24 protein-coding genes are annotated in these 26,502 nt (G+C 68.0%); 7 read left to right on the top strand and 17 right to left on the bottom strand.

From position 1 onward, the window contains the following. The first annotated feature begins 81 nt into the window (after positions 1-81). The 3 genes from K2W61_RS06705 to K2W61_RS06695 all read left to right on the top strand — a co-directional run bounded on the left by K2W61_RS06705 (position 82) and on the right by K2W61_RS06695 (position 5,202). Positions 82-2,181: a primosomal protein N' gene (locus tag K2W61_RS06705; RefSeq protein ID WP_175131931.1), complete on the top strand. Its 2,100-nt coding sequence runs from the start codon at positions 82-84 to the stop codon at positions 2,179-2,181. A 57-nt stretch (positions 2,182-2,238) separates the two neighbouring features. Further along, positions 2,239-4,302, top strand: a complete 2,064-nt coding sequence (locus K2W61_RS06700; protein ID WP_175131930.1) for a UvrD-helicase domain-containing protein — start codon at positions 2,239-2,241, stop codon at positions 4,300-4,302. A gap of 72 nt (positions 4,303-4,374) precedes the next feature. Then, positions 4,375-5,202 carry an AraC family transcriptional regulator gene (locus tag K2W61_RS06695; RefSeq protein ID WP_175131981.1) on the top strand — a complete coding sequence of 276 codons (828 nt, stop codon included), beginning with the start codon at positions 4,375-4,377 and terminating at the stop codon, positions 5,200-5,202. A gap of 38 nt (positions 5,203-5,240) precedes the next feature. Here the strand turns inward: K2W61_RS06695 and K2W61_RS06690 are convergent, their stop codons facing one another. Beyond that, entirely contained in the window at positions 5,241-6,302 is a 1,062-nt protein-coding gene (locus K2W61_RS06690) for a threonine aldolase family protein (protein WP_419761637.1), read from the bottom strand. Positions 6,303-6,437: 135 nt separating this feature from the next. Between K2W61_RS06690 and K2W61_RS06685 the strand changes: the two genes are divergently transcribed. Then, complete coding sequence (locus K2W61_RS06685; RefSeq protein ID WP_175131928.1) at positions 6,438-7,277, top strand: class II glutamine amidotransferase; 840 nt, start codon at positions 6,438-6,440, stop codon at positions 7,275-7,277. Positions 7,278-7,382: 105 nt separating this feature from the next. Here the strand turns inward: K2W61_RS06685 and dapD are convergent, their stop codons facing one another. Beyond that, positions 7,383-8,363, bottom strand: a complete 981-nt coding sequence (gene dapD, locus K2W61_RS06680) for a 2,3,4,5-tetrahydropyridine-2,6-dicarboxylate N-succinyltransferase (RefSeq protein WP_175131927.1) — start codon at positions 8,361-8,363, stop codon at positions 7,383-7,385. 164 nt (positions 8,364-8,527) lie between these two features. Between dapD and ppk2 the strand changes: the two genes are divergently transcribed. Further along, positions 8,528-9,439, top strand: coding sequence for a polyphosphate kinase 2 (gene ppk2 / locus K2W61_RS06675; protein ID WP_419761636.1), 912 nt, complete (start codon positions 8,528-8,530; stop codon positions 9,437-9,439). A gap of 78 nt (positions 9,440-9,517) precedes the next feature. On the opposite strand, the gene K2W61_RS06670 is transcribed toward ppk2, so the two are convergent. From K2W61_RS06670 to K2W61_RS06625, 10 genes are all read right to left on the bottom strand, one after another. Next, positions 9,518-10,108, bottom strand: coding sequence for a hypothetical protein (locus tag K2W61_RS06670; RefSeq protein ID WP_175131925.1), 591 nt, complete (start codon positions 10,106-10,108; stop codon positions 9,518-9,520). A 280-nt stretch (positions 10,109-10,388) separates the two neighbouring features. Then, the gene (locus K2W61_RS06665; protein WP_236755282.1) at positions 10,389-11,519 is read right to left on the bottom strand and encodes a M20 family metallopeptidase; all 1,131 of its coding nucleotides are present in this window, start codon (positions 11,517-11,519) and stop codon (positions 10,389-10,391) included. Positions 11,520-11,552: 33 nt separating this feature from the next. Further along, positions 11,553-12,458, bottom strand: coding sequence for a prolyl oligopeptidase family serine peptidase (locus K2W61_RS06660; RefSeq protein ID WP_175131923.1), 906 nt, complete (start codon positions 12,456-12,458; stop codon positions 11,553-11,555). A gap of 5 nt (positions 12,459-12,463) precedes the next feature. Next, positions 12,464-13,474, bottom strand: coding sequence for an ABC transporter ATP-binding protein (locus K2W61_RS06655; RefSeq protein ID WP_175140223.1), 1,011 nt, complete (start codon positions 13,472-13,474; stop codon positions 12,464-12,466). Further along, positions 13,471-14,454, bottom strand: a complete 984-nt coding sequence (locus K2W61_RS06650) for an ABC transporter ATP-binding protein (RefSeq protein ID WP_175131921.1) — start codon at positions 14,452-14,454, stop codon at positions 13,471-13,473. Before K2W61_RS06650 ends, K2W61_RS06655 begins: the two co-directional genes overlap by 4 nt. Further along, entirely contained in the window at positions 14,451-15,368 is a 918-nt protein-coding gene (locus tag K2W61_RS06645) for an ABC transporter permease (RefSeq protein ID WP_236755281.1), read from the bottom strand. The genes K2W61_RS06650 and K2W61_RS06645 overlap by 4 nt, the downstream gene beginning before the upstream one ends. Positions 15,369-15,373: 5 nt before the next feature. Then, positions 15,374-16,351: an ABC transporter permease gene (locus tag K2W61_RS06640; protein ID WP_175131919.1), complete on the bottom strand. Its 978-nt coding sequence runs from the start codon at positions 16,349-16,351 to the stop codon at positions 15,374-15,376. Positions 16,352-16,402: 51 nt separating this feature from the next. Then, positions 16,403-16,618: a hypothetical protein gene (locus K2W61_RS06635; RefSeq protein WP_175140129.1), complete on the bottom strand. Its 216-nt coding sequence runs from the start codon at positions 16,616-16,618 to the stop codon at positions 16,403-16,405. A 63-nt stretch (positions 16,619-16,681) separates the two neighbouring features. Next, entirely contained in the window at positions 16,682-17,653 is a 972-nt protein-coding gene (locus K2W61_RS06630; protein ID WP_236755280.1) for a M14 family metallopeptidase, read from the bottom strand. Positions 17,654-17,717: 64 nt separating this feature from the next. Continuing rightward, positions 17,718-19,154, bottom strand: a complete 1,437-nt coding sequence (locus K2W61_RS06625; protein ID WP_175131917.1) for a M20 family metallopeptidase — start codon at positions 19,152-19,154, stop codon at positions 17,718-17,720. Positions 19,155-19,316: 162 nt separating this feature from the next. Here K2W61_RS06625 and K2W61_RS06620 point away from each other — a divergent pair, with 162 nt between their 5' ends. After that, a complete protein-coding gene (locus tag K2W61_RS06620; protein ID WP_175131916.1) occupies positions 19,317-20,231 on the top strand; it encodes a LysR family transcriptional regulator in 915 nt (304 codons plus the stop codon). A 78-nt stretch (positions 20,232-20,309) separates the two neighbouring features. Here K2W61_RS06620 and K2W61_RS06615 read toward each other — a convergent pair whose 3' ends face one another. The 3 genes from K2W61_RS06615 to K2W61_RS06605 all read right to left on the bottom strand — a co-directional run bounded on the left by K2W61_RS06615 (position 20,310) and on the right by K2W61_RS06605 (position 23,653). Beyond that, entirely contained in the window at positions 20,310-21,923 is a 1,614-nt protein-coding gene (locus K2W61_RS06615; RefSeq protein ID WP_175131915.1) for an ABC transporter substrate-binding protein, read from the bottom strand. A gap of 506 nt (positions 21,924-22,429) precedes the next feature. Then, positions 22,430-22,663 (bottom strand): hypothetical protein, encoded by a 234-nt coding sequence (locus K2W61_RS06610; RefSeq protein ID WP_175131914.1) that lies wholly within the window; start codon positions 22,661-22,663, stop codon positions 22,430-22,432. A 120-nt stretch (positions 22,664-22,783) separates the two neighbouring features. Then, positions 22,784-23,653, bottom strand: coding sequence for an NAD(P)H-hydrate dehydratase (locus K2W61_RS06605; protein WP_236755279.1), 870 nt, complete (start codon positions 23,651-23,653; stop codon positions 22,784-22,786). Between the two features lie 100 nt (positions 23,654-23,753). Here K2W61_RS06605 and K2W61_RS06600 point away from each other — a divergent pair, with 100 nt between their 5' ends. After that, the gene (locus K2W61_RS06600; RefSeq protein WP_020925438.1) at positions 23,754-24,587 is read left to right on the top strand and encodes an enoyl-CoA hydratase/isomerase family protein; all 834 of its coding nucleotides are present in this window, start codon (positions 23,754-23,756) and stop codon (positions 24,585-24,587) included. A gap of 82 nt (positions 24,588-24,669) precedes the next feature. On the opposite strand, the gene K2W61_RS06595 is transcribed toward K2W61_RS06600, so the two are convergent. Together K2W61_RS06595 and K2W61_RS06590 are read right to left on the bottom strand one after the other, a co-directional pair. Then, entirely contained in the window at positions 24,670-25,410 is a 741-nt protein-coding gene (locus K2W61_RS06595) for an enoyl-CoA hydratase-related protein (RefSeq protein ID WP_175131912.1), read from the bottom strand. Next, the gene (locus K2W61_RS06590; RefSeq protein ID WP_175131911.1) at positions 25,407-26,378 is read right to left on the bottom strand and encodes an NAD(P)H-dependent flavin oxidoreductase; all 972 of its coding nucleotides are present in this window, start codon (positions 26,376-26,378) and stop codon (positions 25,407-25,409) included. Before K2W61_RS06590 ends, K2W61_RS06595 begins: the two co-directional genes overlap by 4 nt. Between the last annotated feature and the right edge of the window lie 124 nt (positions 26,379-26,502).

Below are 26,502 nucleotides of genomic sequence, written 5' to 3'. Positions count from 1 at the left end.
GTTTTCGGCCGGCCCATCATCCTGATGCCGTTTTTCCCGGTCCCGGCCGGTTCGCCCTGTCCATGCCGCGCTCCCTGATCCATGTCTGAAGTCTTCGCACTGGTCGAATCCACGCCGGCCGCGGCCGTCTGCTGGGTGCGGGTCGCGCTGGACGTGCCGCTGCCCGGCCCGTTCGACTACCGCCACCATGAGCCGATCGCCGCCGGCCTGCGGGTGATCGTGCCGTTCGGCCGCCGCAAGCTGGTCGGCGTGGTGGTCGACAACCCGGCCGAGCCTTCCTACGAGCCGAAGCAGATCAAACCGATCGAGGAGGTATTGCAGGATCTGCCGCCCTTCGATGAGGGCTGGCTGCGCCTGGCGCGCTTTGCCGCCGAGTATTACCAGCGGCCGCTGGGCGAAGTGATGCTGCCGACCCTGCCGCCGCCGCTGCGCAAACCGACCGCCTACCAGGGCAAGCGCTCGGCCGGCGGTCCGGTGGCGCGGCTGGACGGGCGCAAGCGCAAGGTCGTCCGCCAGCCGGCCGCGGCCGACCAGCCGCCCGAATTGAATGACGCCCAGCGCGAGGCGGTCGATACCATCGCCGGACTTTCCGGGTTCAAGGCGGTGCTGTTGTACGGCGTGACCGGCAGCGGCAAGACCGAGGTCTACCTGCGCGCCGCCGAGAAAGTGCTGGCGGCCGGCCGCCAGGTGCTCTTGATGGTGCCGGAAATCAACCTGACGCCGCAGCTGGAAGGCGCCCTGCGCGCCCGGCTCGAAGGCTTGCTCGGATCGGATGGGCTGGCGGTGATGCACAGCGGCCTGTCCGATGGCGAGCGATTGCAGGCATGGGCGCGCGCGCAGCGCGGCCAGGCGCGCATGCTGCTCGGCACGCGCATGGCGATCTTCGCGCCCATGAGCGAGCTGGGGCTGATCGTGGTCGATGAAGAACACGATGCCTCCTACAAGCAGCAGGATGGCCTGCGCTATTCCGCGCGGGATCTGGCGGTATGGCGCGCGCATGACCTGGGCATTCCGGTGGTGCTCGGTTCGGCCACGCCGTCGTTGGAAACCTGGCAGCACGCCGAGCGCGGCCGCTACTTGCGCCTGTCCCTGCCGGCGCGCGCCCGCGCCAGTTCGCTGCCGGCCATGAAGCTGGTCGATACCCGCCGCTTGCCGATGAAGCACGGCATGTCGCCACAACTGCTGGAGGCTGTCGGCGAGCGGCTGGCGCGCAAGGAGCAGTCGCTGATTTTCCTGAATCGGCGCGGCTTCGCCCCGGTGCTGCATTGCCAGTCCTGCGGCTGGGTCAGCAATTGTCCGCGCTGTACCGCTTTCACCGTATTGCATCGCACCGCCGGCCATGGCCACCGCCTGCATTGCCACCATTGCGGCTACCAGGCGCCGGTGCCGCATGCCTGCCCCGAATGCGGCGACCAGGACCTGGCGCCGATGGGGCGCGGCACGCAGCGCGTCGAGGAACACCTGGCCGAACTGTTTCCCGAGGCGCGCATCCTGCGCATCGATGCCGACAGCACCCGCAAGAAGGGCAGCGCCGAGGCCCTGTTCGCGTCGGTGCATGCGGGCGAGGTCGATATCCTGGTGGGCACGCAGATGGTGGCCAAGGGCCACGACTTCGCGCGGCTCGGCCTGGTGGGCGTGCTCAATCCGGATTCGGCGTTGTTTGCGCACGATTTCCGCGCGCCGGAGCGGCTGTTCGCGCAGTTGATGCAGGTGGCTGGCCGCGCCGGCCGCCATCATGGCAACGGCCAGGTCATCATCCAGACCGGCTATCCCGAGCAGCCGGTGTATCAGGCCTTGCTGCGGCACGATTACGCGGGTTTCGCGCGCCATGCGCTGCAGGAGCGCGAAAGCACCGGCCTGCCGCCGTTTGCGTATCAGGCGTTGCTGACGGCCGAGGCGCGCGAGCTGGCGGTGGCGCAGGCGTTCCTGCAACAGGCGCGCGCCTTGCCCGAAGGCGAATGGGCTGCCGATTTCCCGGGGCTGGACGCGGTCATGCTGTACGACCCGGTGCCGCTGCGCGTGGTGCGGGTGGCCAACATCGAGCGCGCCCAACTGCTGGTGGAAAGCAGTAGCCGTCCCGCCTTGCAGACGTTCCTGGCGTCATGGTCGCACCACCTACCGTACCTGGCCAACGAGGCCCGGGTGCGCTGGCAGTTGGAGGTCGATCCGCTGGAAATCTGACCGGCGCGCCCGCCGCGTACCCGTTTACTCTATGTCGTTCCCGTTTTCCCGAATCCCATGTCCGCACACGAACCCATCGGCCACGGCCTGAATCCCGCGCAGAAAGAGGCGGTGCTGTACCTGGATGGCCCCTGCCTGGTGCTGGCCGGCGCCGGCAGCGGCAAGACGCGCGTCATCACGCAGAAGATCGCCTATCTGTTGCGCGAATGCGGCTACATGGGCCGCAACGTGGTGGCGCTGACGTTCACCAACAAGGCCGCGCGCGAGATGGACGAGCGCGTCAGGACGCTGGTGGACCGCAAGCTGGGCAAGGGTCTGACCATCAGTACCTTCCATTCGCTGGGCGTGAAGCTGTTGCGCGAAGAAGCGCGCAACGCTGGCCTGAAGCCGACCTTCTCGATCCTCGACGCCGATGACGCCATGGCGATCATCCAGGAACTGCTGGCCACCACCGACAAGGGCCGCCTGCGCCACGTGCAGGGCATCATCTCGTTGTGGAAGAACGCGCTGATGGAACCCGACGACGCCGCGCGCGAGGCCATCACGCCGGGCGACGTCGAAGCCGCCAACGTCTATCGCAGCTATGCCGCCACGCTGGCCGCCTATCAGGCGGTGGACTTCGACGACCTGATCCGCATCCCGGCCATCCTGCTGGCCAACAATGAAGAGGTGCGCACGCGCTGGCAGAACCGCGTGCGCTACCTGCTGGTCGACGAGTACCAGGACACCAACGTCTGTCAGTACCGCCTGGTGCAGTTGCTAACCGGCTCGCGCGCCATGTTCACCGCCGTGGGCGACGACGACCAGGCCATCTACGCCTGGCGTGGCGCGACCATCGAGAACTTGGCCAAGCTCACCACCGACTATCCCAATCTCAAGCTCATCAAGCTGGAGCAGAACTACCGCTCGGTGCAGCGCATCCTGGCGGCGGCCAACCAGGTGATCGAGAAGAACCCCAAGCTGTTCGAAAAGAAGCTGTGGTCGGACCTGGGCGTGGGCGAGCCGATCGTGGTGTGCGCCATGGATGGCGAGGAACACGAGGCCGAATCCATCGCCATGAAGATCTCGGCGTCGCGTTTCGAGCGCCAGGCACAGTGGAAGGATTTCGCCATCCTGTATCGCGGCAATCACCAGTCGCGCATCCTGGAGCAGGCGCTGCGCAACCTGAAGATCCCCTACACGATCGCGGGCGGCCAGAGCTTTTTCGACAAGGCCGAGGTGCGCGATATCCTGGCCTATCTGCGGCTGCTGGCCAACGACGAGGACGATCCGGCCTTCATCCGCGCCGCCACCACACCCAAGCGCGGCATCGGCCAGGCCACCTTGCAGACGCTGGGACAGTACGCGGCCAGCCGCGAGCTGTCGCTGCTGGCCGCGGTCGCCGAGACCGGGCTGGAAAGCCTGCTGGCGCCGCGCCAGCTCGAACCGCTGCGCACGTTCACCGAATTCATCCGCCGCATGCAGTGGCGCGCCGGCCGTGGCGCCACCGCCGGCACCGACGGCGCGCCGGCCGAGCCCGCCGGCGTCATCCTGGACGACCTGGTGCAGGCCATCCAGTACGAACGCCACCTGTTCGAGCTGTTCGACGAACGCCCGGCCCAGACCCGCTGGCAGAATGTGCTGGAACTGACCGGCTGGCTCAAGCGCAAGGCCGAGGAGGACAACATGTCCCTGTTCGAGCTGGTGCAGCACGTGGCGCTGGTGACTATGCTCGAACGCGGCGAGGAAGAAGAGCCGGACGCGGTCAAGATGTCGACGCTGCACGCGTCCAAGGGCCTGGAGTATCCGCACGTCTACCTGGCCGGTGTCGAGGAAGGCCTGCTGCCGCACCTGGGCAAGGACGACGAGGTTGGCGACCCGGCGCGCGCCGCCGAGAACCTGGCCACCCGCATCCAGGAAGAACGGCGGCTGATGTACGTGGGCATCACCCGCGCCCAGCGCAGCCTGCATTTGAGCTGGTGCAAGCGCCGCCGCCGGGCGCGCGAGGACCTGGTGCGCGAGCCTTCGCGCTTCATCGAGGAAATGGGCCTGGACGCCCCGGGCATCCAGGAAGACGAGACCACCGCCGCCATGAATCCCAAGGAGCGCATGGCCATGCTCAAGGCATTGCTGAAGAAGTGATGCCGCAATAAATTACAAGACCGGGAGGCGCGCGCGGGGCTATACCTGCCGCTTTGCACCATGGCGCTGACGATGAAGGACGATGTGCGTTATCGACCGGTGCCCGGTACGCCGGGCCTGGTGCTGGGCGTGGCGCGCCTGGTCGATTTCCGGTTCGAGCGGCATTACCACGTCGACTACCACATCGGCCTGGTGACCCAGGGCGTGCAGCGCCAGACCTTCCGCGGCCGCAGCACGCTGCTGGGCCCGGGGGGCATCGCCCTGATGCCGCCGGGCGAGGTGCATGACGGCGCCGGCGTGGCCGACTATGGCCATTCCCATACCCTGAACACGTTTCGCATCGCGCCAGAGCTGATGCGCGGCTTCATCGCCGAGGTTTCGGACGGCGCGCCCGACGAATGCTTCCTGGGCACCCTGATCGAAGACGCCGGCCTGGCCGCCCGCTTCGTGGCCCTGCACGCGTCATGGATGGCGGACGCCGCCGCCGGGCCGCTGGCGCACGAGGCCGCGTCGCTGGCCTTGATGGGCGCGCTGTTCGCGCGTACCGGCGTGGTGAAGCCGCAGCAGGTGCGCGGAGGCCTGTCGGCGTCCCATCTGCGGGGGGTGCTGGATTATTGCCAGGCGCACCTGGGCGAGAAGATCGGGCTGGAGGATCTGGCGCGCCTGTGCGGGCTGAGCCGCTATCAGTTCCTGCGCCGCTTCGCGCTGTCGGTGGGCCTGACGCCCCACGCCTGGCTGACGCGGCTGCGGCTGGAGCGGGCCTGCGCCACGCTGGCGCGGGCGCCGGCCTCGATCGCGCAGGTCGCGGCCGAGGTCGGCTTCTACGATCAGAGCCATTTCAACCGCGCTTTTCGCTCGGCCTACGGCGTGGCGCCGTCGGCCTACCGGCGCGCGGCCTGAGCGCGGACGGGCCGCCGCGCCAGTCCACCGCGACGAGCCTATCGCAACTGCGCCCGCAATGCCGCCAGGAAATGGTCGACATCGGCTTCACGCGTGGTGAACGAGGTGACCAGCCGCGCCACCCCCGGGCCCCAGCGGTCATGATAGAAGCGAAAGCCCTGCGCCAGCAGGCCGTCGATCGCGGCGGTGGGCAGCCGGCAGAACAGGATGTTGGCCTCGGCCGGTCCCTGCAGTTCGATGCCGGGCAGCCCCGCCATGCCGGCCGCCAGCCGCGCCGCCATGGCGTTGGCCTGGCGCGCGTTGCGCAGCCACAAGTCGTCGGCCAGATAGGCGTCCATTTGCGCCGACAGCAGCCGCATCTTCGAGAACAGGTGGCCGCCGCGCTTGCGCCGGTAGGCCAGCTCGGCGGCGCGTCCGGGTTCGAACAGCACGATGGCCTCGGCGCCCAGTACGCCGTTTTTGGTGGCGCCGAACGACAGCGCCGCGACCCCGGCTTTCCAGGTCATTTCCGCGGGCGTGCAGCCCAGGCTGACCAAGGCATTGGCGAAGCGCGCGCCATCCATGTGCAGGGGCAGTCCGGCATCGCGGCAGACGGCGCCGATGGCCTGGATCTCGTCCAGCGTGTACACGCTGCCGGTTTCCGTGGCCTGGGTGATGCTGACGCAGGCAGGCGGCATCGAGTGCACGTCGCCGGCCTTGCGACGCGCTTCCTGGGCGAGCAGGGCGGGGTCGAGCTTGGATGCGGCGCCGTCGAGCAGCGCCAGGCGCGCGCCGCCGCTGTAGAACTGCGGCGCGCCGCATTCGTCGTTGGCGATGTGGCTGTGCGCGTGGCACAGCACGCTGCCCCATGGCGGTGTCAGCGCCGCCAGCGCCAGCGAGTTGGCGGCCGTGCCGGTGGGCACCAGCAGCACGTCGACGTCGCGCTCGAAGATCTCGGCCAGGCGGCGCTCGACACGCAGCGTGATGTCGTCGGCGCCGTAGGCGGGAGCCTGTCCCTCATTGGCCTGTTGCAGCGCGGCCAGGATCTGCGGGCTGGCGCCGGCGGTGTTGTCGCTGGCAAAGCCCAGCTGTGGCGTGAAAGCGGTGGGGGGATGCAAAATGGAAGGCTCCGGAGAAGCTGTCAGTCCCGCACTATGTCGCGCGCCGCCGCGCCGGGCTTGTAGAAAATTGCGCCCGGCTCCTACACTGGGGCACACCCGCCGCCTCGCGCCGGGGTTGTTTCCAAGGAGCGCATCATGTGCCGCTGGCTGGCTTATACCGGGAGTCCCCTGCAAATGGAGAGCGTGCTGTTCAAGGCCAGGCACTCGCTGATCGACCAGAGCCTGCATTCGCGCATGGGCGCCACCACCACCAACGGCGACGGCTTCGGCCTGGGCTGGTACGGCAAGCCCGTGGAGCCGCCGTTCCGCTACCGCAGCGTGCATCCGGCCTGGAACGACCGCAATCTGCGCGAGGCCGCGCGCGCCATCCATTCGCCGCTGTTCGTGGCCCACATCCGCGCCGCCACCGACACGCCGGCCCAGGAAACCAATTGCCACCCGTTCCGCCACGGCAACTGGCTGTTCGTGCACAACGGCGTCATCCGCGACTATCCCTTGCTGCGGCGCGACCTGATGCTGATGATCGCGCCGGCGTACTTCGGCTCGCTGGAAGGGTCGACCGATTCCGAGGTGATGTTCCTGCTGGCGCTGAGCTTCGGCCTGGAGACAGACCCGCTGCCGGCGCTGGCGCGCATGGTCGGCGCGGTCGAGGAAACCGGCCGGCGCCATGGCGTGGCCCGGCCGATCAACATGACGGTCTGCGCGCTGGACGGCGAGCGCCTGATCGCGGTGCGCTATTCCAGCGAGCGCGATTCGCGCACGCTGTTCCATAACACCTGCGTGCGCCACTTGCGCGAACTCTATCCCGACGACCCGAAGGTCGCGGCCCTGGATGACGATGCCTTCCTGCTGCTGTCCGAACCGTTGAGCGAAATGCCCGGCGTCTGGGAAGAGGTGCCCGAGTCCACCGCCATCATCGCGGGCCATGGCCGGGTCGAGCATTATCCGTTCGTGCCGCAGCCGCCGGGCGCTTGAAGCCTGCCGCATTGCGCGGCTGGGCCACCTCTGGCGGGACATGTCCGCGCGGACCCGACGCGCCGCCATCGAGCGGCATGCGGCCGACACCGGTGGCTGGCCCGCTCAGTGTCCCGTATGCAACGCCGGGTTCAGCGTGCCCCAGGCGGCCGTGCGCACCAGCGTTTCGACCGCGCCCGTCTGCGAGTTGCGGCGAAACAGCAGCCCGTGCTGGCCCGCCAGTTCCACGGCCTTGACCACCGCGCCCTCCGGCGTCAGCACGCGTGTGCCGGCGGTGATGTAGCAGCCTGCCTCCACCACGCAGTCATCGCCCAGCGAGATGCCGATGCCGGAATTGGCGCCCAGCAGGCAGCGCTTGCCAATGGCCACCACCTGTTTGCCACCGCCGGACATGGTGCCCATGATGGATGCGCCGCCGCCGATGTCGGTGCCGTCATCGACGATGACGCCGGCGCTGATGCGGCCTTCGACCATGGAGGCGCCCAGGGTGCCGGCGTTGAAGTTGCAGAAGCCCTCGTGCAGCACGGTGGTGCCGGCCGCCAGGTGCGCGCCCAGGCGCACGCGGGCGGTGTCGGCGATGCGCACGCCGGCGGGCACCACGTAGTCGGTCATGCGCGGGATCTTGTCGACGCCGCGGATCTCCAGCACTTGCCCGGTGGCACGCAATTGCCAACGCAAGGCATCGACCTGATCGACGGCGCAAGGGCCGGCAGAGGTCCAGGCCACATTGGCCAGCACGTTGAACAGGCCGTCCAGGTTGGCGCCATGCGGCCGGATCAGCCGGTGGCTGAGCAGGTGCAGGCGCAGATAGGCGTCGTGCGCGTCGGCGGGCGGCGCGTCGAGCGAGGCGATGGCGGTACGCACGGCGACGATGTCGACCTTGCGGCGGGTGTCGCGTCCCAGCGAAGTGGGAACGTGCTCGCCGAGCGCGGCGCGGGCTTCTTCCGGCGTCAGGTGCCGCGTGCCGCCAGCGGGCGTGTTGTCGGCCAGGGACGGACGGGGATACCAGGTGTCCAGGATGGTTCCGTCGGCGGCGATCGTGGCCAGGCCGTAGGCGATGGCGCTGTTTGCGGTTTTTTCTTGCATGGCTTCTTTGCGGGGACGTCTCTCTCGGCGCCCATTTTAGGGCCAGACTGCCGCCCGCAGGCGCCTTGATTGCCTGTCATATTTACCCGTCACCCTGGCGCAGTTCGGACGCACGCCAGGTGCGCCGACGGGTGAAACGACAATGGGAGGCCACCATGGAAAACATGCCTGAACGCGGCGCCGACACCTTGCAGCGACATATGCGCCTGCAGGAAGACCTGATCGACAGTCTGGATGAAGAGCTGGAAATGGAGCTCGACGACTGGCGCGGCGACAACGGCGACGCCAGGGGCGAGTCCTGGCACGCGCAGCGGCGTCGGTACTTCCGCGAGCTGCTGCGCCTGCAGGGGGAGCTGGTCAAGCTGCAGGACTGGGTGATGCACAGCGGACATCGCCTGGTGGTGCTGTTCGAAGGGCGCGACGCGGCCGGCAAGGGAGGCGTCATCAAGCGCATCACGCAGCGCCTGAACCCGCGCGTGTGCCGGGTGGCCGCGCTGCCCGCGCCGAGTTCGCGCGAGCGCACGCAATGGTATTTCCAGCGCTACGCTGCGCACCTGCCCGCCGCCGGCGAGATCGTGTTGTTCGATCGCAGCTGGTACAACCGGGCGGGCGTGGAGCGCGTCATGGGCTTTTGCAGCGACGCAGAGTACGAGGAATTCTTCCGCTCGGTGCCCGAGTTCGAGAAGATGCTCGTGCGCAGCGGCATCCAGATCGTCAAATACTGGTTCTCGGTGTCCGACAACGAACAGGAGTCGCGCTTCCAGAGCCGCATCGACGATCCGCTCAAGCAATGGAAGCTGAGCCCGATGGACCTGGAAAGCCGTCGTCGCTGGGAGGCCTACACGCAGGCCAAGGAAGTCATGCTGGAACGCTCGCACATTCCGGAATCACCCTGGTGGGTGGTGCGCGCCGATGACAAGAAGACGGCGCGGCTGAACTGCATCAGCCATCTGCTGGAACAGGTGCCCTACCATCCCGTGACGCATGCGGAGGTGGTGTTACCCGAGCGGGTTCACCACCAGGACTACCTGCGCCACCCGGTGCCCGAAGAGATGTTCGTGCCGGAGAAATTCTAGGCCGCAGGGTACGGCGGGCTGCTGCGTTCGCCTGCTGGCGGCGCCGGCCCGCCAGCGCGTTGCAGATTGGGGAGGCGCCTACTTGCTGCCTGGCTGTGGGCCGGGCAATTCGTTCTTGGTCCAGAGCACGAACGCGTTGAGCAGCGGGCGGAACAACGACGCGTCCAAGCCGTCCCAGTTGAATGCCTGGAGCGTCGTCTTGAACACCGTCTTGCCTGTGCTGGCATCCATGGCCTGCAACGAACCTTCGTAGTGATAGCCGCCCTTCCACCAGTTGCCCACGTCGAGGATGAGGAAATTCCCGATTTGCTTGCTGAGCAGGTTCAGCCCCAGCAAGTTCGAGACGTCTGACACCTTGTCCTGCAAATGCCAGGCAATGATCTTCTGATCGATGTCTTTTCTCGTCAGCACCTGCTCGAAGGTTCCAAGGTGCTCGATGGACGTCTGGAAGTAATCGATGGTCTCCAGGTAGCCCCAGTTGGATTTGACGTTGATGAACAGCATGCGCCGGTAGGCGGGATCAAAGCGCTCGGCGACTTCGATATCGGATGGCGCGATCCCGACGGTGGTGGAGAACAATCCCGTGGTGGCATCGGGCTTGACCGGCTTCAATGTTGCCCCGCATCCCGCGAGACTGATAAATAGAATGATCGCGATCAGGATGCGCATGTCTGGGAATACCTGGTGGGCTGCCGTGCATGAGAGACCTGTCTTGCCGGGGCAGACGTCATGTCTTTTGCACGAGAATAGATCGGTAAGAGTATCGATTGATAATCTATGCCGATTCCAGAACCCCGAGGGCATGGGCATGGGCATGCGTATGCAAGACCGATCCGAAAGGAATGTTCCGGATCGTCAGCGAAGTCGTTCTGCCGTTCCTGCGTGGCCACGCTTCGCCGCCTCATCGAGCTGGCGTTACGCCAGCTCCTTCAACTGCGGCTTCCAGAACTTACGCCAGTTCCTTGAGCAGCAGTTCCCAGAACGTCAGGCGCTGCGCCAGCGTTGAAATCAGGATGTACTCATTCAACGTATGCGCGCCGTCGCCGTCGGCCCCCAGGCCGTCCAGCGTCGGAATCCCCATGGCGGAGGTGAAGTTGGCATCGCTGCCGCCGCCGGTCATCGGCGCGTCTTCCAGCAGGAAGCCGGCGCGTTCGGCATAGCCCTGCACCAGCGCCAGCAAGGCGGCGGCTTCCTCGGTCTTCACCATCGGCGGGCGGTTCAGTTCCACGTCGATATCCAGTTCCACGTCCGGACCCACCGCGCACAGCTCGCGCATGCGGCGCAGCACGTCCTCGGCCGCGCCCATGTCGGGCACGCGGAAGTCCACCACGCAGCGGCACAGGGCCGGCACCGTGTTGGTCACGGTGCCGCCGGCGATCGTGCCCACGCTCACGGTGATGCCGCGCTCATAGTCCGTCATCGCTTCCAGCGCCAGCACCTGGTGCGCCATCTCGCGGATCGCACTGCGGCCCTTTTCATGCTGCATGCCGGCATGGGCCGGACGGCCCTTGACGTTCAGGTTCAGCATGCCGGTGCCCTTGCGCGCCGTCACGCACTTGCCGCCGTTGGGGCGGGCCGGCTCGCACACCAGCGCGTACTTGGCGTTGGCGGCGAAGCGTTCGATATGGGCGCGCGAGGCATGGCTGCCGGTTTCCTCGTCGGGCACCACCAGGAAGTCCACCGGCAGTTGCGTCGCGCCGGGGCGCGCCACGCCGGCCAGCGCCGTCAGCGCCAGATAAATGCCGGCCTTCATGTCATAGCTGCCGGGGCCGTAGAGGCGGTCGCCGTCGATGCGCACCGGGTTCTCCAGCAGCGTGCCGACCGGGTGCACCGTGTCCATGTGGGCCAGGATCAGGATGCCCGGGCGGGTGTCGCCGGCGGCGCGGTTGGTGGCGTACAGCAGCGGGCCGGTGGCCGGGCCGAGCGAGGACAGTTCCACCGTCAGGCCGGCCGCGGCCGCGTAGTCGGCGATGATGCGGGCCATGGCGGCGATGCCATCGGGAAAGTTCGAGGGCGATTCGCATTGCAGCCAGCTCTGGATGCCGGCGACGAGTTGTTCAGTGCGGGAAGTGGATGACATGGCGATTCTGCTAGCGGGAATGAAAGGGGGCGTTCAGGCGACCTGCTGGCCGGCCAGGCGAGCCAGTTCGGCATCGCTCGGCATGGCGCCGTCGAACCACAGGCTGGCGCAGACGGCGGACATGGCGCGGCCATCGTGGCCGATGCCGGGCACCACTTGCAGCGTCCAGTTGAACGGCACGCCGCGGCGCTCGGCCTCCTTGCGGCCGGCCTCGAAGTAGTTGTGGGCGCGGGCGTAGCGGTGCGGGCCCTGGCGCATGGCGGCCGGTTCCGATGGCAGGTTGGGATCGTCGGTGGCGATGTCCTGGTCGCCGGCCAGGATCATCATCGGGTAGCCCAGCAGCTTGACCAGGTGGTCTTCGGTCAGGCCGACACCGTCCATGCCTTCGGGGAACGGATAGTCGAAGGTCGGCAGCGTGTACCAGCCGGGGTTGCCGGCCGCCACCGCCTTGAACGGCGCGTGCGACTGGCTGCTCATCAGGCGGTGCACGAACTGGCCGCCTGCCGAGTGGCCGAACAGATACACGTTTTCACCATCGGTGATCTCGGCGTCGATCATGTCGCGGATCACGTTGCCCACCAGCGCGTAGGTCCAGCCGTCGATGTGGCGCGGGTTGCCGCCGGCCGAGAACACGCGGCCATTGTTGTAGCTTTCCACGCCCGGCCAGATCTCGTTGGAGAAGGTCAGCGCCACGATCAGCAGCTTGTGCTTGTCGGCGGCCTCGACCCAGAAGTCGCGGTATTCGTCGCCGTTGCGCAGCACGCCGTGTTGCACGATCACCACCGGACGGTCCGGGGTGTAGCCGTAGGGGCGGTAGGTCTGCAGCTTGAACGGGCGATCGGAATTGCGATCCTCGTCGATATAGGCGATGGCGTTGCGGCCGGCATGGCCCATTTCGATGGCGATGCGGTCCACGTTGGACATGTCAGAGGGTTTCATGGCGTTCAGGCGGTGGCTTCGTTCAGATGGCAGGCCGACCAGTGGCCCGGGGATATTTCCTGCAACGCCGGCGCCTGCTCGCGGCAGCGCGGCATGGCGTGCGGGCAGCGCGGGTTGAAGGTACAGCCCGACGGTGGGTTCAGCGGCGACGGGATCTCGCCCTTGATCGGGGTGAACTTGCGGCCGCGCCGCGCCACGTCCGGCACCTCGGCCATCAGGGCCTGGGTGTAGGGGTGGTTGGCGCGCGCGAAGATCTCGGCCGACGTCGAGATTTCGACGATCTTGCCCAGGTACATGATGGCCACGCGATCCGAAATGTGGCGCACCACGCCCAGGTCGTGGCTGATGAACAGGTAGGTGAAGCCGTGCTGTTCGCGCAGATCCATGAACAGGTTGATCACCTGCGCCTGGATCGATACGTCCAGCGCCGCCACCGGCTCGTCGCACACCAGGAATTTGGGCGCCACCATCAGCGCGCGGGCGATGCCGATGCGCTGGCGCTGGCCGCCCGAGATCTGGTGCGGGAAGCGGTCACGGTATTCGGTGTCCAGGCCCACTTCGGTCAAGGCCTGGTCGATGCGCGCGGGGATCTCGGCCGGCGGCGCCAGCTTGTGCACCTTGAGCGATTCGCCCAGGATCTGGCGCAGGCGCTGGCGCGGATTGAGCGAGGCCTGCGGGTCCTGGAAAATCATCTGCACGCCCAGCGTGTAGGCCAGTTTCTCGCGGCCGCTCAGGCGGCGCGGGTCCTGGCCCTGGTACAGCAATTCGCCTTCGGTCTGGCGATGCAGGCCGGCGACCACGCGGCCCAGGGTGGACTTGCCGCAGCCGGACTCGCCCACCAGCCCGACGACTTCGCCGCGGCCGATGCGCAGGTCGACGCCATTGACGGCATAGACGGTGCGGCGGTCGATCGGGCGGCCGGCCAGGGCCAGGATGCGCTGCGCCAGATCCGGGCGCTGTTCGAAGCGCTTGTGGACGTTCCTGAGCTCGATGACAGGGGTATCGGCTTGACTCATGCTTGCTCGGCCTCGCGGGCAATCGGGACGTAACAGCGATAGCTGCGCGAACCTTCGGTGGTGACGGTGGGGGCTTGCTCGGTGCAGCGCGTGACCGCGTGGGTGCAGCGCGGCCGGAACGCACAGCCCGACGGGCGGCCGGCCAGGCTCGGCGCCATGCCGTTGATCTGGTGCAGCCGCGCGCCCGGCGCGGTGGCGCCGGGCATCGAATCGAGCAGACCGCGGGTGTAGGGATGGCGCGGCGCGTCCAGCACCTGTTCGACCGGGCCGCTCTCGACGATGCGGCCGGCATACATGACGGCGACGCGGTCGGCCAGCTCGGCCACCACGCCCAGGTCGTGGGTGATCCAGATCAGCGCGGTGTTGTGCTCGCGGCAGATCTCCTGCATGCGGTACAGGATCTGGCCCTGGATGGTCACGTCCAGCGCCGTGGTCGGCTCGTCACAGATGATCAGGTCGGGCTTGTTGAGCATGGCGATGGCGATCGCCACGCGCTGGCGCATGCCGCCCGAGAACTCATGCGGATAGCTTTTCAGGCGCTTCTCCGGCGCGGGGATGCCGACCATGGCGAGCGCCTCGCGGCAGCGTTCCAGCGCTTCGGCGCGCGGCACGTTCTCGTGCGTCAGGATGGCTTCCATCATCTGCTCGCCGATGCGCAGCACCGGATTGAGCGTCATCAGCGGGTCCTGGAAGATCATGGCGATGCGATTGCCGCGCAGTTGCCGCATCTGCTCTTCGGAGAGCTTGCGCAGATCATTGCCCTTGAACTTCACTTCGCCGTCGACGACCTCTCCGGGCGGGTCGATCAGCCCCAGCAGCGAGAAACCGGTGACCGACTTGCCCGAGCCGGACTCGCCGACCAGGCCCACGATTTCGCCGCGGCGCACCGTCAGGTCGACGCCGTCGACCGCCAGCCATGCGCCGGCCTCGGTATGGAATGCGGTGCGCAAGCCGCGCACATCAAGAAGGACTTCACTCATCGCTTGGGGTCCAGGCTTTCGCGCAGGCGGTCGCCGACGATATTGATGGAAAGAATAAGCAACAACAGCGCAATGCCCGGGAACAGGCTGATCCAGTAGTCGCCCGACAGCAGATACTGGAAGCCGTTCGAGATCAGCAGGCCCAGCGACGGTTCGGTGATCGGCACGCCGACGCCCAGGAACGACAGCGTTGCTTCCAGCGCGATGGCGGTGGCGATCTGGATGGTGGCGAACACCATGACCGGGCCCAGGCAGTTGGGCAGCAGGTGGAACACCATGATGCGCCAGGCCGGGAAGCCCAGGTTGGTGGCGGCCTCGACGTATTCCTTGCGCCGCTCCTGCAGCGCGCGGCTGCGCATGATGCGGGCATAGTGGCCCCACTGCACCAGCACCAGCGCCAGGATCACCTTGTCGACCCCGCGCCCCAGCACCACCAGCAGCACCAGCGCCACCAGGATGGTCGGAAAGCCCAGGATGAAGTCGACGATGCGCATCAGCACGGTGTCGACCAGGCCGCCGACGTAGGCGGCCACCAGGCCGACCGCGCCGCCCACGGCGGTGGCCAGCGTCACCGCCGACAGACCCACCATCAGGCTGATGCGCAGGCCGTAGAGGATGGCGCTGAGCATGTCGCGGCCCTGGTCGTCGGTGCCGAGCCAGGCGATGCTGCCGTCCATCAGCGCCTGGCGCGGCGCCAGGCGGCCGTCCAGCAGCGACAGGTTGGCCAGATCATAGGGATTCTGCGGCGCGAAGTAGGGCGCGAACACCACCAGCAGCACCAGGACGGCCAGGGCGATGGCCGACCCGCGCACGGTGGGGCGGGCCCGCAGTTTCTTCAGGATCGAGGCGCGCTTGGGTGTATCGGCCAGGGGCTGGACGGTACGGGTGCGGCCGGAGTTGGGAGATTGAGCCATGGAAGTTATTGAGCGGGGGTCACGAGCTGCACGCGCGGGTCGAGCGCGGCGTACAGAATGTCCACGACCAGGTTGATGACGACGAAAATCAGGGTCACCAGCATCACGTAGGCGACCACCACGGGGCGGTCGAGCTGGTAGACGCTGTCGATGAGCAGCTTGCCCATGCCGGGCCAGGCGAACACGGTCTCGGTGATGGTGGAATAGGCGATCAGGCTGCCGAATTCCATGCCGATGACGGTGACCACCGGGATCAGGATGTTGCGCAGGATGTGGCGGCGCACGATGCGGCCGGGCTTGATGCCCTTGGCGCGCGCGAATTTCACGTAGTCCTGGCTACGGGCCTCGACCACGCCCGAGGCGGTCAGGCGCAGCACCAGTGCGATGTTGGCCAGCGCCAGGTTGATGGCCGGCATGATCAGGTGCGCCCAGCCGTCGGCCGTCAGGATCGACAGGCGCACGCCCAGCACCGTCACGGTGTCGCCCCGGCCGGTGGCGGGCAGCCAGCCGAGCCAGACCGCGAACAGCAGGATCAGCATCATGCCCTGCCAGAAGTTGGGCAGCGAAAAACCCAGCACCGACGACGACATGATGCCGCGGCCCAGCGGTTCATCGCGGTACAGGCCGGCCACCAGGCCCAGCGGAATGCCGATCACACAGGTCAGTCCGATGGCCACGATCACCAGTTCGAAGGTGGCGGGGATGCGCTGCACGATCAGCTCGATGGCCGGGATACCATGCACGAACGAGGTGCCCAGGTCGCCGTGCAGCGCGCGCCACAGGAATCCTGTGTATTGCTGCCACACGGGCAGGTCCAGGCCGAGGCGGGCGATCATCGCCTCGCGCGCCGCCTGGCTGGCTTCGGGGCTGACCAGCAGTTCGATCGGGTCGCCCACGGCATACACCGCGAAGAAGACCACGACCGAGACGGCCAGCAGCACGAACAGACTCTGGATCAGTCTGCGTAGGATGAAAAGGGCCACGTGATATTTCCTTGGTGGGCTCGGGGGGTTGCAGGCGCCGGAACGGCGATCTTATTGGGCGGGCCTGGCCGACATGGCCAGGGTCAGGGACTCTTGCAGCCGCTTTTGGCGCGCGGCCGGACCGACGGTGGTCGGGGCGCGCTTGGGGAAGTAGACCGATCGCGTCATCGCGTCCGCGGTGGTCTTGATGCCCACGCGCGACAGGTACTGGGCCTTCGCCAGCGTACAGGTGGATAACGCGCTGTGGATGAAAACGTTTGCGGACATGCTGCTTCCCTTGGCGGTTTTTATATGAGGCGGCGCGCCATCGAGGGCGCGCCGCGCGCGGCATCAGACGATGGGTTGCGCCAGCCGCACCACCGTGACCCCGGCCCGCAGGTTGGCGGTCGACGGCATGATCAGCACGCAGTCATCGTAGGGCGTGGTCACCGGCTCGCCTTCGGACCAGCCGATGAGGGTGCCGGCGCGCGCCAGCGTCTCCAGGCCCTTCCAGGGCTCGGCGAAACGGAAATCGGCGCTCTTGGCGGCGATGGCGTGGGTCACGCGCAGCGCGCGCTGGGCGCTGGCCTGCGGCGCGAACCAGGCGGCGGGCAGGTCGGCCTGGTCGACCGTGCCGGCGGCCACCAGGAAACGCGCCATCTGGTCGAGCGCCACGCCGCGCGCCTCGGGCGCGCCATGGAAGCCGCATTCGATCAGCAGCGAACGGGTGCCGTTGTCGCCGGCCTCGCCGAAGCGGCCGTAGTCGCGCATGCGCACGCCAGCGGCGTGGCCGGCGTCGGCGATGATGGTGGCGGGGTTGCCCAGCGACAGGGCCAGGTCGATGTTGCGTTGTTCCAGGCCGGTCAGCTGCAGCGGCACGTCGGAATTGCTCATCGAGTGGAAGTCCAGCAGCCAGTCGGCCTGCGCCACCCATGGACGCAGGGCGGCGGCGCGGCGGCGTTCCTGGCTGATGGGCTGGGCCAGCTTGTCGTCGCTCCAGACCCGGTTCATGTCCTCATCGACGAAGCGCGCCGGCGCGTAGTTGGCCGGATCGAAGCGATCGAACGCGGCCAGGTTGCAGAATGCCAGCGTCAGCGAGCCGCGGCGCGGTCGCAGGCCGGCGGCCAGCGCGTCCTTCAGGGCCCAGGCGCCGCACAGTTCATTGCCGTGGATCAGCGCGCTGAGGATCACGCGCTTGCCCGGCACGCCGGTGTCGAAATGCCAGACGCCGGGGGTATCCGTGTTGCCCACGCGCTCGGCCGCCAGATCCGGACAGGCGAGCAGGAAAGGGCGCGGACGGGACGCGGTAGGGGACGAGGACATGGGAACTCCGATCAAGCGAAGGGGATTGTATAGGGGATGGCGCGGAACGACGGTCAGGCGGCGTTCAACCGGCGGCCGTTCGCCGGCGTTGCGCGGCCACGGCCGCGCCCTGTTCGCCCAGGTCCCAGAACAGGCCGGCCATCACCGCCACGGCCTCGCGCGCCACGGACGCGAGCAGGTGTTCGTCCGGGCCGTGCTGGCAACAGGCGGGGTAGGAATGCGGCACCCAGATCGTGGGCAGTCCCAGCACCTCCGAAAAGGCGTCGTTGGGCACCGTGCCGCCCAGGTTTGGCAGCAGCGCGGGCGTCTTGCCGGTGGTGGCGGCCAGCGAGGCCACGGCCCAACGCGCCCACGGGTCGTCCGGGTCCAGCCGCGTGGCCGGCGTGCCGCGCCGCACGCGGACGGCGACCTGCGACAGGCCCTGCGCGTCCAGGTGCCGGCGCAGGATGCCCTCGGCCTGGCGCCAGTCGGTGCCGACCACGAAACGCAGATTGCAGGTGGCGCTGGCGCGCGGCGGAATCGCGCCCACCGGATTGTCGGGATTGCCGGTCTTGTAGGCCAGCACTTCCAGCGTGTTCCAGCCGAACAGGCGTTCGGCCAGCGACAGGCCGGGCTCGCCCCATGCCGGGTCGATGTCGGGTGCGTCGTCGTCCTGCCCGACCTGGATGTCCGCCAGGGCCTGGCGCACGGCCGGCGGGATGGGGGGCGGGCGCAGGCCGTCCACCAGCAGCCGGCCCCGCGCGTCCACCAGGCTGGCCAGCGCATTCGCCAGAATGATGCCGGGGTTGGGCAGCACGCCGCCCCAGTTGCCGGAATGGTGGGCATGGCCGCGCAGGTCGACCGTCAGGTCGAACAGCAGCGTGCCGCGCGATCCCAGGAACAGCGTCGGCCGGTCGGCCGCCAGCCGCGGTCCGTCGGAAGCAATGAAGACATCGGCGGCCAGCGACTCGCGCCAGGCGTCGCAGGCCTGGTGCAGGCCGGGCGAGCCGACCTCCTCGCCGCATTCCACCAGCATGCGCAGGTTGAAGCCCAGCCGTCCGCCGCGTTCGGCCCGGACCTGTTCCAGCGCGGTCATATTGATGCAGTACTGTCCTTTGTTGTCGGCTGTGCCGCGGCCGTACCAGCGATCGCCTTCGGCCGTCAGCCGCCACGGTGACAGTCCGGCGCGCCACTGGTCGTCGTAGCCACGCACGACGTCGCCATGGGCGTACATCAGCACGGTGGGCAGGCCCGGGTCTTCGATGTGTTCGGCCAGCAGGAAGGGCGGGCCGCCAGCCGCCGGATTGTCCGCGACATGCCAGGCGCAGCCCAGCCCCGCCAGGCGCGGCGCCACCGCCGCGCGCAGATAGTCGTGCAGCGCCGCGCGCTGGCCGGGGTCCTGGCTTTCGGTTTGGTGGGCGACCAGTTCCGCCAGGTCGCGTTGCAAGGCGCCGCTTTCGGCGTACGCGACCGCGCGGCCGATAGCGGCGGCGCGGCTCGGGTGGGTGACTGCTGCTGACACGGACTTCCCCTTTTCGTGGCCGGGCGCGTCAGGAGGCCCGGCTGGATCGTTGCGCAAATTCTAGGATCAGGGGAGCTTTCTCTACAATTAGAATATTTATCGGGAGCTTTGCATAAAAGGCAAGGCTCATGGTGACCACTTCCCGCCCCAACGAGGCCGAACATGCATGGCATTGCCTTGCGGTACTTTGTCGAGGTCGCCCAGGCCGGCAGCCTGAGCGGCGCATCCGAGCGCCTGCACGTGGCGGTGTCAGCCATCAGCCGGCAGATCGCCAAGCTGGAAGAAGAGGCTGGCGCGCCGCTGTTCGAGCGCGCCGCGCGCGGCATGCTGCTGAGCGAGGCCGGCCGGCTGCTGCTGGCGCATGCGCGCCGCACCTTGCTGGAATCGGACTCGGTGCTGCAGGAGATCGCCGCGCTCAAGGGCATGGCGCGCAACGAGATCCGCATGGCGGCGGTCGAGGGCGTGGCGCGGATCTTCCTGCCCTCCGCCATGGCGCGGTTCCGCCGCGACTGGCCCGAGGTCCGCTTCGATCTGTACGTCGGCACGCCGGCCGACGTCGCGCGGCGGGTCGCCGAGGGCAGCGTCGAGCTGGGCATGACCTTCAACGTCGAACGCCTCAGTGGCGTCAGCGTGCGCTATTCGCGGCGCGCGCCGGTGCACGCGGTGATGGCGGCGGGCCATCCCCTGGCCGGACGCAAGAGCGTCAGCCTGCAGGACCTGGGCCGCTATCCGCTGGCGCTGACCGGCCCGGGCACCACCACCCGCCACCTGTTCGAGATGGGCTGCCTGTTGGAGTCGGTGCAGCTCGAACCCACCTTCACCTGCAACGATTCCTCGCCGCTGCACGGTTTCGTGTTCGGTTCCGACGCCATCATGCTCAGCGGCTATATCTCGGTGGCCTGGAGCCTGAAGCGCGACGAATTGGTGGCGGTGCCCATCTCCAACGCGCAATTGCAGTCGCGCACGCTGCAGCTGCATGTCATGCAGGGGCGCCGGCTGCCGTCCAAGACGGAAGCCTTCATCGACCTGCTGTCGCGCGAACTGGACGTGCTGCTGGCGCAGGGGCCGGGCGCCTGAGGCGCCGGCTCGCGGGGCGCGCCCCAGCAAAAACGGCTGCCCGAAGGCAGCCGTTTTTCAACGCGCGCGACGGATGGCTTACTTGGCGTCGGGCTTGACCGACGTGGCCAGCGTGAACTGGTCGCGGCGGCCTTCGTAGGAGATGCCCTTGCGGAAGGCCCAGATGCTGCTTTCGAAGTGCAGCGGGATCAGCGGCACGTTGTCCAGCGCGATCTGGGTGGCTTCCTGCAGCAGCTTTTCGCGCTTGGGCGCGTCGACGGTGACGATGGCCTGCTTGTAGACCTTGTCGAAGTCGGCGTTGCTGAAACCGCCATAGTTGCTGGTGCCCAGGCTCTTGGGCGAATCGAGCGAGGCGACCCACAGCTGGAACAGCGCCGAGGCTTCGCCCGTTTCCGCCGGCCAGCCGCCCATCGAGAAGCTGAACTCGCGCTTGGCGCGCTTGGGGAAGTAGATCGAGGCGGTCATGGCATCGACATGCGTCTTGATGCCGACGCGGGCCAGGTACTGGGCCACGGCCTGCGCTACCTGGCCGTCATTGACGTAGCGGTCGTTGGTCGACGACAGCGTCAGTTCGAAGCCGTTGGGGTAGCCGGCTTCGGCTAGCAGCTTCTTGGCGCCTTCCGGGTCGTACTTGATTTCCGGGGCCTTGGGCAGCGCGCCGAACATGCCGTCGGGCATGTACTGGTAGGCCGGGGTGGCCATGCCGTCCATGATGCGGGCGGTGATGGTCTTGCGATCGATGGCCATCGAGATGGCCTTGCGCACGCGCAGGTCCTGCAGCGGATTCTTGCCGTCGGCGCTCTTGACGAACGGGCTCGGATTGCGCGCCACGTCGGGCTGGAAGAACACCAGGCGGGTCGAGGGCGTGGCCACGAAACCGAACTTGGGATTGTCCTTCAGGCGCTGCAGGTCACGCGCGGCGGGGTTTTCGATCATGTCGAAGTCGCCCGACAGCAGGCCGGTCAGGCGCGGGCCGGCGGCCGGCACCGGCACGAACTTCACTTCCTTCCAGTAGGGCTTCGGGCCCCAGTAGTTCTCGTTGCGCACCAGCTCGATGCCGGTGCCCTTGACGTAGGACTTCAGGGTGTACGGGCCGGTGCCGATGGCGTCCTTGCCGTTGTTGAAGTCGGCCACGGTCGGCCAGGCGCCGGTCACGCCGCAACCCTTCTTCGGGTCGAACGTCAGCTTGCCGTGCTCGACGATGCCGTTCCAGATGATCGGCAGCGAGCGCGCCAGTTCGGCGGGCATCAGCGGGAAGGGGGTGCCGGTCTTGATGATGACGGTGTGCGCATCCGGCGTCTGCACGTCGGTGATCAGCTTGGTCGTGTCCATGTAGGACTGCGACACATTGGTTTCGTTGTTCAGCGTGCGGCAGATCGTGAACAGCACGTCCTCGGACGTGAACGGTTTGCCGTTCGAGAACTTGACGTCGTCGCGCAGCTTGAATTCCCAGGTCAGGTCATCCAGGTTCTTCCAGGACGTGGCCAGCGCCGGCACCAGCTTCATGTCGGCGCTGCGGCCCACCAGCGAACTGTAGACGTGCGCCGAGAGCGCGTCGTTCTGCGTCATCTTGTGGTAGTGGGGATCGGCCGAGGTGGGTTCGGCCGACAGGCCGATCTTCAGCGTCTGGGCCTGGGCTGCGGCCAAGGGAATGGCGGCGGCCACGAGGGCCAGGGTAGTACGCAACTTCATGGTGACAACTCCGGATGGGAAACGAACCGGATCGTGCTTTGCGGCGGCAAACAGCGGATCAGCCAACCGGGGGAACTGGACGTCGGCCGGGGGGGCTTGCGGTGTTTTTGCGCCAGGCACGACGGCAAGGGGCCGATTATCGGTAGGCGGTTCGCGCGCTGTCAATGCGCGCCGGGCCGACGCTAGGGTAAACGCCAAGAGGCGAAAATCCGCTGTCGCCGCGCGCCAAATGCCAATCGCCCCAGCGTGAAACGGTCCCGCTTCGGGACGGCTTCGCACTGGGGCGACAGGGATGAGTGCTGCGCAATGGGAGGCAGGGCGTCGCGGGGACCCCGCAAGCGGGGCCGGCGCGGCGCAAGCGCGGCCGGTAAGGGGAGCAAGGCTCCTGGCCGGGGGGCGCCAGGGTCCGATGCAAAGGGCGCCGCATCGGCGGCGGGCGTTGCACCGGCAGCGCGTCAGGCTGAATCGCGGGAGATCGGTCGCGAATCAGCCTGCCACGGCTGGTCTTACCACTGCGAGCCGGAGAAGCGCGAGCTGGCGGCGCGGGCCTGGTTCATCGATTCGTTGACTTCGTCGATGAAGGCGAACACGCCAGAGACAGCGGCGGCGATGGCCTTGCCGGCCTTCTTCAGGCTGGTCAGCGGGTGGGAATTCGGTTGGTTCTCGAGAGCGCCGCGGAGCAGGTCACGCTCCAGCGCGTCGGTCAGGCGGGCAGTGTGGTTCAGGGTCAGTTCGCTCATGGTTGGCTCCAGTCCGTTTCGTCTTGGGGTAAACCATTATAGGGATAACCCTAAATTAAAAGCAACGCGTTTTTAAGGGAAAACCCTAGTATGTTGTAAAAATGTATGTGGCACGGGGACTTAGGCCGAAGGACCGCCATTGCGCAGCCCCCTGGCGGCGTCGGCCAGCTCGCCCGCAGTCAGCCCGATCGGCCCGATGCCCCGGGCCACCAGGGCGTCCGCCGCCGCGCCGTGCAGCCAGACCGCGCCGGCCACGGCCTGGTCCAGTGGCAGGCGCTGGGCCAGCAGCGAGCCCAGCATGCCAGCCAATACGTCCCCGGTTCCGGCGGTGGCCAGCCCGGGGTTGCCGCTGGTGTTGCAGCGCCATTGGCCGTCGGGGGCGCAGACCACCGTACCCGCGCCCTTCAGGACTACCCAGGCGCTGAAGCGCCGCGCCAAGGCCTGGGCGGCGGCGGGGCGGTCGGCCTGGATGCGGGCGGTTTCCTGGCGCAGCAGGCGGCCGGCCTCGGCCGGGTGCGGGGTCAGCACCACCGGGCCATCGCCCCAGTTGGGCTGGATGCCGCCGTTGGCCAGCAGGTTCAGGCCATCGGCATCCAGCACCAGCGGCGCGCGGTGGCGCAGCACGAACAGTTCCGACAGGGCGTTGGCGGCGCCCGCGCCGGCGCCGATGCCGCAACCGGCGACCCAGGCGGTGACGCCCCAGTCCGTGTCCAGCAGCGAACGCGCATCGCGCAGCATCAACTCGGGTTGCAGCGGATCGCAGGGCAGCGGCGCGCTGTCCTGGGCGAAGCCCACCAGGACCTTGCCGGCGCCGGTCTTGAGCGCGGCGCGCGCGGCCAGCAGCGCCGCGCCTTCCATGCCGCGTCCGCCGCCCACCACGCCGACGGTGCCGAAACTGCCTTTGTGGGTGTCGGCGCCGCGCACGGCGAACAAGGCCGGCAGGTCATCGCGGCGGATTTCGCCGGCAAAGCGGGAGGCGGAGGTGTTCATGGGCTGAGGCTCCAGGATCGGCGAGCGGCATCGGAACGGGTGCCATCCACTATAGTGCCCCAAAACGCGCGGCCTTCCGCCCGCGCCACCGGAGACGACGATGACCGATATCACGCTGGAACACTATTCCGCCTATGAGTCCCTCAAGCTGCGCCGCCATCCCAACGGCGTGCTGGAGCTGATCATGGGGTCCAAGGATGGCAAGCCGGGCAAGCTGTCCACCGCCGACGACCGGATGCACCGCGAGCTGGCCGACATCTGGCGCGATATCGACACCGACCCGGACACCCGGGTGGTGGTGATTCGCGGCGAGGGCAAGGGCTTCTCGGGCGGCGGCGATCTGGACCTGGTGCAGCAGATGGCGGAAGACTTCGATGTGCGCACCCGCGTCTGGCGCGAGGCGCGCGACCTGGTCTACAACATCATCAATTGCAGCAAGCCGATCGTCTCGGCGATGCACGGCGCCGCCGTGGGCGCCGGCCTGGTGGCCGGCCTGCTGGCCGACATCTCGATCGCCGCGCGCGATGCCCGCATCATCGACGGCCACACCCGTTTGGGCGTCACCGCGGGCGACCACGCCGCCATCGTCTGGCCGCTGCTGTGCGGCATGGCGCGCGCCAAGTACTACCTGATGCTGTGCGAGACCGTGAGCGGCGAAGAGGCCGAGCGCATCGGCCTGGTGTCGCTGTGCGTGGACGAGGCCGAGCTGATCGGCCGCGCCTTCGAGGTGGCCAACCGCCTGGCGGCTGGTTCGCAGACCGCGATCCGCTGGACCAAGTATTCGCTGAACAACTGGCTGCGCATGGCCGGCCCGACGTTCGACACCTCGCTGGCGCTGGAATTCATGGGGTTCGGCGGCCCGGACGTACGCGAAGGCGTGCAGTCGCTGCGCGAGCGGCGCGCGCCGAACTTCCGGCCTGATTCGCCATTCTGAGGCGGGCGGGCGCGGCTGTCGCTCCGCCGTGCCGGATACGCCGGCCCGGCAAGGCGCGCCCACTGGGACGCGCTGGCCGGACCTACTTCTTGAAGAACGCCGCGAACGCGGCCTGCGCCTCTTCGGTCTGCAGGCGGGCGCGAAACTGCTGCGCCTCATCATCGAGCGTGTCCTGGATCGCCTGCCGGTCCGGCCGCTTGAGCATGGCCTTGGTGAGCCGCAGCGCGGCGGGAGGCTGCTTGGCCAGGCTGGCGGCGGTGGCCTGCGCCGCCGCCAGGGCGCCGCCCTGGGCGGTGACTGCCGTGGCCAGGCCGGCATCGCAGGCCTCCCGGGCCGAGAACGCCTTGCCTTGCAACAGCCATTCGGCGGCGCGGCGGGCGCCGGCCAGGCGCGGCAGCAGCAGGCTGGAGGCGCCTTCGGGGCACAGGCCCAGCGCCACGAACGGCAGGCGCAGCGTGGCGCCTTCGCCGATGTAGACGAAGTCGCAGTGCTGCAGCAGCGTCACGCCGATGCCGATGGCATAGCCCTCGACGGCGGCGATGACCGGCACGTCGGCCTGTGTCAGGGCGCGCAGGAAGGTCAGGCCGGCGCTGTCGCCGGCGCCCCGCTCGGCCTGGAAATCGCGCAGGTCGTTGCCGGCGGTGAAATGTTCGCCGGCGCCGGCCAGGATTACCGCCGACACGCTGGTGTCGGCGCTGGCCAGCGCGAGCTGTTCGGTCAACGCGGCGTAGGTGGCCGTGTCGAGCGCGTTGCGGCGTTCCTGGCGGTCGATCACCAGCGTCAGCACCGCGCCCTCGCGCGTGACGCGCAAGCCGGCGCTCATGCGAAGGTCCTGGCGGCCAGTTGCGCCTTGGCCTCGGCGTATTCGCGGCGCAGCGTGTCGACGATCTGGCGCGTGGGTTGCACGCTGGCGATGTTGCCGACGCCCTGGCCCGCGCCCCAGATGTCCTTCCAGGGCTTGACGCGGCTGGAACCGAAATTGGAGGCGCCGCTGTCCGGCTGCGGCAGGTTGGCCGGATCGAGGCCGGCGGCGGCAATGCTGGCCTTGAGATAGTTGCCCGGAATGCCGGTGAAGAAAGGGGTGTAGAGGATGTCGGTGGCGCTGGCCTCGACGATGGCGGCCTTGTAGCCGTCGCTGGCGTTGGCTTCCTCGCTGGCGATGAAGCGCGTGCCCATATAGGCGAAGTCCACGCCCATGGCGAGCGCGGCCAGTATCTGGGCGCCGGAGGTGATGGCGCCCGACAGGATCAGCGGGCCATCATAGAAGCGGCGCACTTCGGACACCAGCGCGAACGGGCTGAGCGTGCCGGCATGGCCGCCTGCGCCCGCACACACCAGGATCAGGCCATCCACGCCCGCTTCCAGCGCTTTTTCGGCGTGGCGGATGGTGGTGACGTCATGGAACACCTTGCCGCCCCAGTCGTGGATGCCTTTGACCAGGTCGCCGGGCGCGCGCAGGCTGGTGATGATCAGCGGCACGCGATGGCTGGCGCACACCGCCAGGTCCTGTTCGAGCCGGTCGTTGGACTGGTGGATGATCTGGTTGACGGCGTAGGGCGCGACCGCCGCGCCCGGGTTGGCCTCGCGGTACGAGGCCAGGCCGGCCTGGATCTCGTCGAGCCAGTCGGTCAGCAGACTCTGCGGGCGCGCGTTGAGGGCGGGAAACGAACCGACGATGCCGCTCGTGCATTGCGCGATGACCAGCTTCGGGTTGGACACGATGAACATGGGGGCGCTGATGACCGGCAGGGACATCTGGCCATACAGATCTGTCACGAGGGAATGGGGCATAACGTCGTCGTCGCGTGTGGTTTCGGGTTGAGCGCCCTGGCCGCGCTTGAGTCGCGGAAAGGGATGTGTCTATAATTACCTACCGACCGTCCGGTAATTAATTAATCTTTATTTAACGGCAAGC

The organism is Achromobacter pulmonis, from assembly GCF_021733725.1.
Taxonomy (GTDB): Bacteria; Pseudomonadota; Gammaproteobacteria; order Burkholderiales; family Burkholderiaceae_B; genus Achromobacter; species Achromobacter pulmonis.
The sequence above is the reverse complement of the archived record's forward strand: the minus strand, read 5'-3'. Positions and strand labels throughout refer to the sequence as shown.